General features: G+C 47.4%; 8 protein-coding genes and 1 pseudogene. 6 read left to right on the plus strand and 3 right to left on the minus strand.

Annotated elements, in window-relative coordinates; all coding sequences use genetic code 11:
- Window positions 1–150: 150 nt before the first annotated feature.
- Window positions 151–342 carry a hypothetical protein gene (locus G5195_RS04855; protein ID WP_033113929.1) on the minus strand — a complete coding sequence of 64 codons (192 nt, stop codon included), beginning with the start codon at window positions 340–342 and terminating at the stop codon, window positions 151–153.
- 111 nt (window positions 343–453) lie between these two features.
- Between G5195_RS04855 and G5195_RS04860 the strand changes: the two genes are divergently transcribed.
- A complete protein-coding gene (locus G5195_RS04860) occupies window positions 454–906 on the plus strand; it encodes an antitoxin Xre/MbcA/ParS toxin-binding domain-containing protein (RefSeq protein WP_421235902.1) in 453 nt (150 codons plus the stop codon).
- A gap of 464 nt (window positions 907–1,370) precedes the next feature.
- Here G5195_RS04860 and G5195_RS04865 read toward each other — a convergent pair whose 3' ends face one another.
- Window positions 1,371–2,501 (minus strand): hypothetical protein, encoded by a 1,131-nt coding sequence (locus G5195_RS04865; RefSeq protein ID WP_376901542.1) that lies wholly within the window; start codon window positions 2,499–2,501, stop codon window positions 1,371–1,373.
- A gap of 177 nt (window positions 2,502–2,678) precedes the next feature.
- Between G5195_RS04865 and G5195_RS04870 the strand changes: the two genes are divergently transcribed.
- The 3 genes from G5195_RS04870 to G5195_RS04880 all read left to right on the plus strand — a co-directional run bounded on the left by G5195_RS04870 (window position 2,679) and on the right by G5195_RS04880 (window position 5,754).
- A complete protein-coding gene (locus G5195_RS04870) occupies window positions 2,679–2,921 on the plus strand; it encodes a transposase (protein ID WP_376902965.1) in 243 nt (80 codons plus the stop codon).
- Between the two features lie 79 nt (window positions 2,922–3,000).
- The gene (locus G5195_RS04875; RefSeq protein ID WP_376902966.1) at window positions 3,001–3,111 is read left to right on the plus strand and encodes a hypothetical protein; all 111 of its coding nucleotides are present in this window, start codon (window positions 3,001–3,003) and stop codon (window positions 3,109–3,111) included.
- 786 nt (window positions 3,112–3,897) lie between these two features.
- Window positions 3,898–5,754 (plus strand): metallophosphoesterase family protein, encoded by a 1,857-nt coding sequence (locus G5195_RS04880; protein ID WP_100654370.1) that lies wholly within the window; start codon window positions 3,898–3,900, stop codon window positions 5,752–5,754.
- Between the two features lie 206 nt (window positions 5,755–5,960).
- Here G5195_RS04880 and G5195_RS04885 read toward each other — a convergent pair.
- Window positions 5,961–6,309 (minus strand): annotated as a pseudogene (locus G5195_RS04885) (IS66 family transposase); the annotation flags it as partial.
- A gap of 572 nt (window positions 6,310–6,881) precedes the next feature.
- Here G5195_RS04885 and G5195_RS04890 point away from each other — a divergent pair.
- Window positions 6,882–7,922: an IS481 family transposase gene (locus G5195_RS04890; protein WP_421235899.1), complete on the plus strand. Its 1,041-nt coding sequence runs from the start codon at window positions 6,882–6,884 to the stop codon at window positions 7,920–7,922.
- Window positions 7,923–8,167: 245 nt separating this feature from the next.
- Complete coding sequence (locus G5195_RS04895) at window positions 8,168–10,045, plus strand: methyl-accepting chemotaxis protein (RefSeq protein ID WP_100654373.1); 1,878 nt, start codon at window positions 8,168–8,170, stop codon at window positions 10,043–10,045.
- Window positions 10,046–10,613 lie beyond the last annotated feature (568 nt).

A 10,613-nucleotide genomic window follows, 5' to 3' on the forward strand; every position in this document is an offset into this window, starting at 1 on the left:
CATTTTTTCAACTTCGCACTCAGGGTAGCGACTCTCCCTTGTTTCAACTTCGCACTTAGGGTAGCGAATCTCCCTGTGCCTTGATTCTATGAAAGGTGAAGCCGCTAGTCAACATTATTACTGGCATAACCAGCATTGAACTCTCATTTGTTATTTTTGGATGTCTTTGCACTCAAATTTTGGAGGTGTTTTCCAACCTGTAACGCGCCCGCTGCGTTTGTTGACCCTTCGGTATTCATTACCCAACAGGATTTCCCATTCAGAGCCGTTCTCCGATAGAACCTGAAAAGTAGTCCCCAGCTCAATGCCTAAACCTGGTTCAGTACAGACCAACTCGGTCATCAGCCCTCCTCAATGCAGGGGCATTTGGTTGTTAATTTTCCACTCAAAACGACAGTTTGGGGTAGGATAGCTCATGAGAGGTCGTGTTTGTACAATGAGGAGTGCTACATGATGCCCTATGCAACCTATCATCCTAGTAGTGACGCAGTTACTCCGAACCGTCTCCTAGAAGGTCTTGGTATTCCTCGTGACCCACTAGGAGCACATCTATGGATCGTGGCTGGCGTTGCTCCTGGCATCATTCATCGACTGGCTGAATTGATGAGTGCAGACATAGGTTTGATATGCCGCTTAGCAGGCATTAGTCGCCACACTGTTGCTCGCAAGCTGAGGATTGGGGCTCCCCTATCAATCTCGCAGGGTGCCAGGGTATACGGCGTTGTACAGGCACTCGAAGCTGTTCTCTTCCTCCACAGAAACAATACCGCCAGAGCATTGTCATGGTTACATCGCCCAGCTTGGGGCTTAGGTGGTAAACGGCCAGCAGAGGTGCTGTCGACAGCTTTAGGGGCTCAGGCAGTAATAGTACTTGTAGGACGAATCCAACATGGGGTGCGCACCTAGAGCGAGGTAGCTGATAGGCTAACTCCCCCTTAAGAACGCTTCAAAAATAACCAACCTCATCTTTTTTCGAACTTTTTTCATTTACCCCACTTGAAAAAATCGAAAAACTGTCCATTTACTATTATTGAGAACAATTAAAAAATTTAAGAATTTCAACATTCCGCTGCTTCGCAGCGAAGATAATCCAGATTTTTAATTCCTTCGAGCTAGCTTTCCTTAAAGGAAGAAAATTGCACTTACAATAAGAAATTACTAGAATATAGTGTGTCAACACTCATCTTTTGTGTGAATTATCTTTTATTAAAGTAATTAGCACACCTAACTCAGCAAGATCTAAATGTAGTGCGTGAGAGGCAATGATTATTTTCACGTTTTAACACGCCTCTCACACTGTCGACAGCTGTCGATTACAAATAAAAACTCAACACAAAAGATAAAAAATATCTTTTCTAGTTAATTCCGCCTTAGTCATATGAGCCGTGATCTTCAAATACGATTCCATCATCAAAATGTTCTTGACATAGCTTATCTACGACTCGCTGAGCCTTGTGATGCAAGACCATCTCTAGAGCTGGTAATGTCAGTGCAGGAAAAGTCTGCCCTTGGATAGTGAATGTATGCTTGTCACTACCCGCATGCATATCATAAGTTGTGGATGTATCGACCTCATTTAGGAGATCATACCCAATACTCTCTGCAAGAAGTACCCATATCCAACAACGATATAAGTCTTCCTTTTCATAGTTGCTAATCAACTTGTGCATTGCGTTAATAGACCCTTGTAATGCAGCTCTAATCCACCAGTAATATGCATGTTGCATATACCTAGCATCTTCGCATTTGACTGCTACATTTTCATGATACGTGTAGTCTTTTAATTCATTCATATATAAAGAAACATCAAGCCGATAGGTTGACAATAACTCTATAGCCTCTATGTCAAATCTCATAGCTGATTTTTTCAAGTGCTGGAGCCAAAGCGAGTATCGTTCTCTATCATTATCAACTAATCCGCCTACATCTGTATCATTAAACTCACCAGCCAGTTTATAAAACTCTTGATGAAGCTCGTATTGTGGGAACGATGAAGCATTTCGGTCTGCAAATGCACTTAACTGGACCAACCCCTGGTGTACTAATGGCGAGTTAAATTCATTCTGTTTAAACATACTCATTAATTCCCCAGCATAATGGTCTGAGGAGCTAAAGCGGCTAGCAGTAGTCGAATTAGGAGGAAGTTGATTACTCTTAATATAAAGCTGAGTAATGTAATCGTCGTTTAGGCGATTCCTCAAAATCTCTTTTACGCGTAGGCTTATAATACCATCTTGCACTAACAATGTGGCCAACTTCTGAGCGATAAGCTCAGGAATACTAATACCCAGAATATTAGCTCTAGCCTCAATTGCACTTACATCCAACGCAACCTGCCATTTCGTATTACTGAGCAGAATCGCATCAGCTTGCAATGACGCGTAAGTACTGTAGCCATAGGCCGCAGCAATCATCTCGTAGATATGACTACGTTTGAGGGAGATGCCTAGTACATCTTTGAGCTCAAGTTGGGTTGTGTGGACGAACGCTTTGATGGTCATGATCCAATCTCCTAGTCCTACCCTGGGGTATACATCGCACGTTTAATCCATCCAAGGTGAGGATTTGAGGTTGAGATCATGTGGCTTGAGAGTAGTAACCATTTTGACTCGTGCGAAAGTCTGGCTGGTCAGCCACGACAAATCATATCCGAATTGACAGAACAGTCCAAGAGAATCATGGACTACGGGCGTAGCCAGTTCTACACCGATCAGATCATCGTCACTTTCCTGATGGTTAAGGGGATTTTCAACCTCACTATGCGGGCTACTCAGGGACTATACTGTCAACGCCCTGTTAGAGCTGATGAATGTGCCACTGTTCACAACGGGTATAGCTATGTCAGCAGGCTAGCACGCACGGTGACGGTGGCTTATCGACAAGCCGCATTACCGTCTTGGTTATCGACTCAACCGGGTTGAAGGTGTTTGGTGAAGGCGAGTAGAAGATCAGAAAACATGGTGGAGAGTCTGGCGCAAGTTGCATCTGGCAGTAGACCCGGTGACCCACGATATCGTGACGGCGGAAGTCTCGTTGGAAAATGTCCATGATGCCGAGGTGTTGCCCACCTTGCTCAACCCTCTGCGGCGTGCATATTCCGGTCGAAAATGAACACCTATTCCGGTTTAAAATGAACGCTGATTCCGGCTTGCGTGTACACCGATTCCGGACACCTCAGAGCACGTACTCTGATGTCAGATGAACCGTCCTGTTCCAACGTCTTGGATCCACAACTGCCGCGCTGCGCTTGGCTGCTGGCTTGTTCGGTGAGTCGAAAAGATGTCTCCCCTCAAAGCTCAGCTTCTGCTCGAAGAATCTCTGTCCGCATACTTTCCGGAAATGGTGTTCACAGATTCCGGAATCACTGTTCAACTTCACCGGAATACGCACGGCGCAAGCTGGGGCGTATCAAACACCTAATGCACTCCGCTAAAGCTTACCATGAGACAACTCCTTGCAACCCCAGCAGGGGCAATCAACAGGCGGATAGTAAGAAACCACGAACAGGCGGAGCAGTTTCAGTCCTGACACTGGAGGGGGCTCGGAAGAATTGCCGCTGTGCTGGTTGAAGCGATCCTCCAACTTAGTAATACGGCCTGGCAGCTTATTTATGAACTCGTCGGTCTGCTCGAGGGCCAGAGAGTTAACTGCCTGTGTCGGATGCTTTATGGTCATGCCAGAAAGCAATACGGGAGGGACCATCTGCAAGCAGAATACGCCGCCTTCACAATATTGTTACTTTTTCCATCGTCGCTAATTACAAAGCTGACTGTGAGCTGAATGTAACTCATATTTATCGGCAGTTATAAACACGCTACTCCACTGTGTAATAAAAACTTAAGATTGCAGTCTTATTCTCGCACTCACCAAACCAAAATTAATCATCAAAGAGTAATTATGTTGCATTTTAAAAAACTAGCATTGAGTGTTGTAGTTAGCTCCATTTTATTAGCAGGCTGTAATGACAATCACAGTCAAACTGACCAATATATTGACAGCGAAAATGTTCAAACACTAAAGATTTCGATTGTTACCGATACACATCTATATGATGGTAGTATGGGGGATGATATTAATGGCGAGATGTTTCAAGCCGCTATTAGTAGCGACCGCAAGGCGTTTTTGCAAAGTCAAGAATTACTTGATCATGCAATTCAAGAAATGATTAAAAACGGTACCAACGTTATTTTAGTACCAGGTGATTTGACCAAGGATGGGGAACGAATTAACCATAAAAAAGTACGTACAAGCTTGCAGCGTGCTAGAGAACAAGGAATCAAAGTCTATGTGGTGCCGGGTAACCACGATATGAATAACCCCTATGGTTATAAAGAATCCCTGACCCAAACCCTGACCGCCAAAGGAGCTGTCTATCTGGAAGGAAATGAGCAGAATGTTGTCCCTGGCAGCATGGCGCCGCATATGACTAACACCACTGGCGAACCTATGTTTATGGAGAACTGGGATAATTTCTACCAAGATTTTGGTTTTAATGAAGCCATTGCCCGAGACCCTAACTCTTTCTCCTTTGTTGCCGAACCAACAGAGGGCGTGCGAATCCTCGCAATAGACTCCATTACCTCCTCCATCAAAGATGTGCAACAGCACTGGCAAGCTAATAGTCCGGATTATAGTAAAACTGGCGGATCTCTGCTGACGCCTGAGCGTTTGAGCACTCTGGAGTGGATTAAACAGCAGGCACAGGAAGCCAAAGATCAAGGAAAGATATTGCTGGCAATGAACCATGCTGGTGTTATTGAACATTTCCCTAGCAAGAGTGCTTTAATCCCTGGTTATGTCATCGATGGTGAAAAAACCTCATTTCATGATAGTATCGATGTACCCACCTATATAGAAGAATTTACCAACACATACACTGGTAAGAAGAGCAAAACCCTCTATACCAGCACCAGTGAGTATATATCAAAAATCTTGGCGCAAGCAGGTGTGAACATTGTGTTTACTGGTCACTTCCACGCTAATGATATTACCAAACGTCAATATGAGGATGGTAGTTGGATCTATGATATTCAAACAGGTGCCTCAGTGAGCTATCCCGCACCTTATCGCTCGGTATTGGTCGATATTAAAAACAAATTGATAACCACAGATGTTGACAACACAACGGTTATGGAATCAGTTCCTGATGCAAATTTAGTTGGTTTGGTCGATGGTTTGAGCCAAAATATTTTCGCGGCACTCGGTGTTGATATTGATGGACCATTGCTGGAGATCCTTGACAATTCACTAACAAAAAAACCTGTGGCCAAAACCATGCTGGATGTCTATAAGCGTGAGAATTGCCAAAAATTTATCTGTCAAGATTCGGAATGGCAACCCCTGTTTGAAGCAGATGTGTTAGCTGATTCAGGGCTTACCTGGAATGAGCTGTATAAGACAACCCTCAGCCAGTTGATCGGTGCGGTGCTCAAAGCCCATTACCATGGTGATGAAGAGAACTCAGAACAAATCGATGATAAAATGCGCTTTGTTTTAAACTGGGCTCGTGAATATGGCCAAAAACATAATGTTAGCAAACAGGAATTGGCAGACGAAGTCACCAAACTTAAGACTTTGACGCTTTCCCAAGAGTGGGACCCTAGCAAGGATCTCAGCAACCTCCTTGGCGATAAAATGCTGGCGCCAATTTATGGCCTACTAGGTACCGTCGGTGAAGGGATTATCTATGATCCGGTACCAGACCTGAATATCCAGATTGACATGACAAACGGCCAATTTGAAAACCTAAAATAATTAGGCCTATCGTACCAGCCGAACCGCTCCCCCTTATGGTGAGCGGTTTTTTTATTAACTGTGGCCATCAAACACAATGCATAAGTGTAATACTCATTATTAATCTGCTATTTGGACACAACACTGATGTCCATACTACCTATTTATGCCGAACTACTCTTCCTACTATTTGTCTTGCTGAACATTCGTATAATCCACACCCACCTTCATGTTAATCGTTCACCGACCGGAGCTTGACGCACACACTCGACAGATATGGGGTAATCCATTTCTCGATGCAGACACGGACGACAACGCGCTGCATCTCCTGAGGACAACGCCCCACTCGCTTGGCCAGCTCCACCAATGACAGTATTCGCTGGCGAAACAACTCCCCACGATGTGAGTATACCCCGCAGCCCCCTTTGTGCTTCAGCACATAGCCACGCCTAGCGAGCGCCCGGCCTCATTGTTGAGCAGCGGAATATCGTCATCGATCATAAACCGCCAAAGCATCTCATCATCCTTGATGAACAACTCGCAGCGGCCACGATAGCACTTGGGGCATAACATGGCCTATGACCACTATAAACTATTATTATCTACCCAATTGTAGGGTAAAGATACATTCATACAGTCCGTGTTCAGCATTTTGATATAAAATGTCCGACCACTTTATACTAGATGTACCACATAGTTAGCTCAGTGAGAACTACAGACTTGAACAAAAATCCGCATGTATCAAATAAATTCGCTAAAGCTATAACCATATATCATACAGCATTATATATTTTTGCAATGATTATTATTGGGTCGACCTCTGGTTGAACTGATTATTACATTTAGATAATGTTACTCCATTGAAACATTGGTGATTACTTTACAAATTCCAACAACCTAAAAACAGGTTACACAATAACTTACTATATATAATTTCAGTCAATGAATGGTTGGTTGGTTGGTTGGTTGGTTGGTTGGTTGGTTGGTTGGTATAGGCAACCTATTGAACTTTGATAATTCAAAATTTTTTAAATACAGTCTGTATGGAGATGGTATTCACCTGACAGTTGCCCACAAAAGGGAGTGGTCATACGGCTTCAAACCGGATAACAAAACGGTACCCCTACCGTGTTATCCGGAGTCACCGTATGACCACCAACGAGAAAGTAGCACGTCGTAAACTCAGCCTGCTAGAGCTCGCCAAAGAGCTCAATAACGTCAGAAAAGCCTGCAAGCTCATCGGCTACAGCCGCCAGCAGTTCTACGAGATTCGCCGTAACTACCAGACCTATGGCGCCGAGGGCTTGCTCGACAAACTCCCCGGCTGTAAAGGCGCTCATCCCAACCGGGTCGCTCCCGAGATTGAGCAAGCCATCCTCGATTACTCTCTCACCAGACCAACCCATGGCCCGCTGCGGGTCGAGCAAGAACTGGCTCTGCAAGGCATCAACGTCAGTGCGGGCGGTGTGCGTGGCGTGTGGCAACGTCACGACTTGCTCTCCAAGCATGACCGCTTGTTGCGCCTCGAGAAAACCCATAGGGAACAGACGATTGAGCTCAATGACGAGCAGATCCGCCTGCTCGAGCGCTTCAGCCCCGAGTTTCGCGAACGCCAAATTGAGGTTCACTACACCGGGGAACTGGTGGCGGTCTACACCTTCTTCGTCGGCGCGCTCAAAGGGGTTGGCAAGGTGTATCTGCAAACCGTGCTGGACTGCTACAGCCGCCACGCCTGGGGACGGCTCTACACCAGCAAGCTGCCGGTGACCTCGGTTCATGTGCTCAACGAAACGGTCCTGCCGTTCTTCGAAGCCCATGAGGCTCGGGTCTATACAATCTTGTCGAACAACGGGCGCGAGTTCTGTGGGCGCCCTGACCATCATCCCTACGAGCTGTTCCTGCAACTGGAGGGGATTGAGCACCGGACCACCAAGGTACGCAGACCGCAGAGCAACGGCTTTATCGAGCGGCTACATCGTACCCTGCTGGATGAACACTTCCGTATCAAGGGGAGGACAACCTGGTATGAGTCGGTAGAGCAGATGCAGACAGACCTGGATAGCTACCTGGAGCACTACAACATCCAGCGGCCACATCAGGGCAGGATGATGGAAGGACAGACTCCCTACAGCATGTTCAAAAAGGGTCTGAAATTGATACCGAAGGAAGTGCGCACTAAAGTAGCGTAAACAAGACACCGGTTTGAGGCCGGTGTCAGGTGATAACTAGATCTGTACAGCTCCGCTCAGTTCACTTGTCGCCTGACAGGGGATCTCCTGTTGGGACTTGCCCATCTGACTCTCTAGGTTGGTTGAGTCAGAGGATCAGCTCCCCGGATTCGCTGAAAATTTCGGATTTAGTCAATAACCCACTAAAATTCCACAATAATTAAATTTTTTCCTACACTCAGACTAACGCTCACAGGGATGTCACTATGAACTTATCCATTAAAAACAAGCTGGTCTTGGCTATCGGGATCATCATCCTGGTGATCACCGGCCTGCAAGTCTGGTACAACACCTCACAACTGCGCACTGAAACCCAGAGACTGGTCTGGAGCATCATTGACGAAAGCTCCATGGCCAACGTCAAGGGTATCTCCAACTGGGTCGATGCCCGCATCAGCATGGTCAGTACCACCAAGGAAGCATTCACCAAAGAAGATGAACCCATCAGCCATCTGGCCCAAGCCATGAATGCCGGTGGCTTTGAGGGGGTCTATGCCGGTACTGCTGACGGCAAGATGCTCGAGAGTACCCCCTCCGGCCTGCCAGCCGATTATGACCCCCGTCAACGCACCTGGTACAAGGATGCAGTTGCCGCCGGTAAACTGGTCATCACTGCGCCCTACGCCGATGTCTCTAACGGCAGTTTGATCGTCACCATCGCCGAGCCATTCCAGCGTGGCAACACCCAGGGGGTTATCGCCGGAGATGTCTCTATCAGCGCCCTTATCTCGGATATTCTGACGGTCACTACCGAGGGGACTTACGCCATTCTGGTCGACAGCAACGGCACCATCATCGCCCACCCCGATGCCTCCCTGAGTCTGAAACCCGCCACAACGCTAGCCCCCGAGTTGACCGCGTCTTACATCAATCAGATCGCTCATGACGGTACGATCAACGAGCTGGTGATCAGCGGTAAGAAAGAGGTCTTTGACTTTAACGCGATCCCCAACACCAATTGGTATTACGGCATGATGGTGGATGACGAAACCGCTTACCAGTCGGTACGCCGCATGGTCACCTCCTCACTTATTCAGGGACTTATCACCATATTGATCGTGGCTGGCTTCTCCTATGTCGCCATCAACAGCTCGCTAGCGCCTCTGAAAACCCTGGGCGAGGCAATTGCCGATCTCTCCCGTGGCAACGGCGATTTGACCCGCCGCCTCAAGATCGAGCGTGAAGATGAGGTGAGCGCGGTTGCCAAACACGTCAATACCTTCATTGAGCGGCTCCATGCGATGGTGCAGGACATTTCCAACTCCTCCGGCCAACTCAACCAGCAGGCCAAGTCCTCCCACAGCATGGCGGAGAAGGCCAATGAGGGGCTGGCTCGCCAGCAAAACGAGATCACTCAGATCGCCACTGCGGTCCATGAGATGTCGGCAACTGCGGTCGATGTTGCCAGCAACGCCGAGCAAACTGCCGAAGCGGCCCGCAGCTCCTCCAGCAGTTGCGAGCATGGCAAACAGGTGATCGCCCGCAACCAGCGCTCCATCACCGATCTGGCCACCCAGGTGGAACAGGCCTCCAACATCATTCAGGAACTGGAGAAAAACGCTCAGGAGATCAACACCATCCTCTCCACCATTCAGGGCATCGCCGAGCAGACCAACCTGCTGGCGCTCAACGCTGCCATTGAAGCGGCGCGTGCCGGTGAACAGGGCCGTGGCTTTGCGGTAGTGGCCGACGAGGTGCGCGTTTTGTCACAGCGTACCCACAGCTCGACTGTCGAGATCCGCAGCATGATCGAAACCCTGCAACGCAATACCCAGGGAGCGGTCAGCACCATGCACGAAGGCCAGCAGCTGGCCCAGAACAGCGTGGATGACGCCAACAACGCCACCCATGCGCTGGAGCAGATCACCACCTCGATCAACCAGATCTCCGACATGGCGACCCAGATCTCCAGCGCAGCCGAAGAGCAACGAGCCGTCACCGACGAGGTAAGCCGCAACATTCAGGCGGTCAAAGATGTCTCGGACGAACTGGCGTTGGATGCAGACAGTTCACGTCATCTCTCTGAACAACTTAAAAATATTTCGGATGAACTGAGTAATCAGGTCGGTATGTTCCGCATTTGAGTATGAGTAAAGGGGGCGTATATGCCAAATGCCACTCAGTTAAGGCTCCAGAGGCCGCTCCCCTGATGTGTAAAAATCCGAAACCTTTTGATTTGGTTTCGGATTTTTTATGCTTATCGACTAAGGAAGAGGCGAACAAGTTGATTGCTCCTTCATCATAATCAGCCTACTCACGTTTATAATTTCATTACTCCATTCGCACCGTCCTAAAAACATCCGATTACATCTCTATCTTGTTGATATGAAACTGATATATCCATAGCTTACATTAAGTAACGTTAAAAACGTTTGCCATAGTTCTTACATGTGGTTGAATATTCGCCGCTCAATTTTTGAGCATGCAAAGGTTATGGATATTAGAATGGATAGTGCAATGTTGTTGCCTGCGGAAAATGCGGGTCATACGAGCCCACCTCGTATGACCCTTTTATTATCTCGTCTGCAATTTGGGGCGAAGATGAATGTTTTGATGGGACTTATGTTGTTGTTAAGGAAGGTGCGAATAAGCGGGGAAATTCTTCTCGGCTGACGCAGTCATTTCATTTCTTCATGTTTGAGCCGATTTTTT

This window comes from Aeromonas sp. 601039 (genome assembly GCF_049174415.1).
In the GTDB taxonomy this organism is placed as follows: Bacteria; Pseudomonadota; Gammaproteobacteria; order Enterobacterales; family Aeromonadaceae; genus Aeromonas; species Aeromonas veronii_A.

Coding starts and splice junctions, on each gene's coding strand:
- G5195_RS04855 (WP_033113929.1), bottom strand. CDS start 342: ATGACCGAGTTGGTCTGTACTGAACCAGGTTTAGGCATTGAGCTGGGG.
- G5195_RS04860 (WP_421235902.1), top strand. CDS start 454: ATGCCCTATGCAACCTATCATCCTAGTAGTGACGCAGTTACTCCGAAC.
- G5195_RS04865 (WP_376901542.1), bottom strand. CDS start 2,501: ATGACCATCAAAGCGTTCGTCCACACAACCCAACTTGAGCTCAAAGAT.
- G5195_RS04870 (WP_376902965.1), top strand. CDS start 2,679: ATGGACTACGGGCGTAGCCAGTTCTACACCGATCAGATCATCGTCACT.
- G5195_RS04880 (WP_100654370.1), top strand. CDS start 3,898: ATGTTGCATTTTAAAAAACTAGCATTGAGTGTTGTAGTTAGCTCCATT.
- G5195_RS04890 (WP_421235899.1), top strand. CDS start 6,882: ATGACCACCAACGAGAAAGTAGCACGTCGTAAACTCAGCCTGCTAGAG.
- G5195_RS04895 (WP_100654373.1), top strand. CDS start 8,168: ATGAACTTATCCATTAAAAACAAGCTGGTCTTGGCTATCGGGATCATC.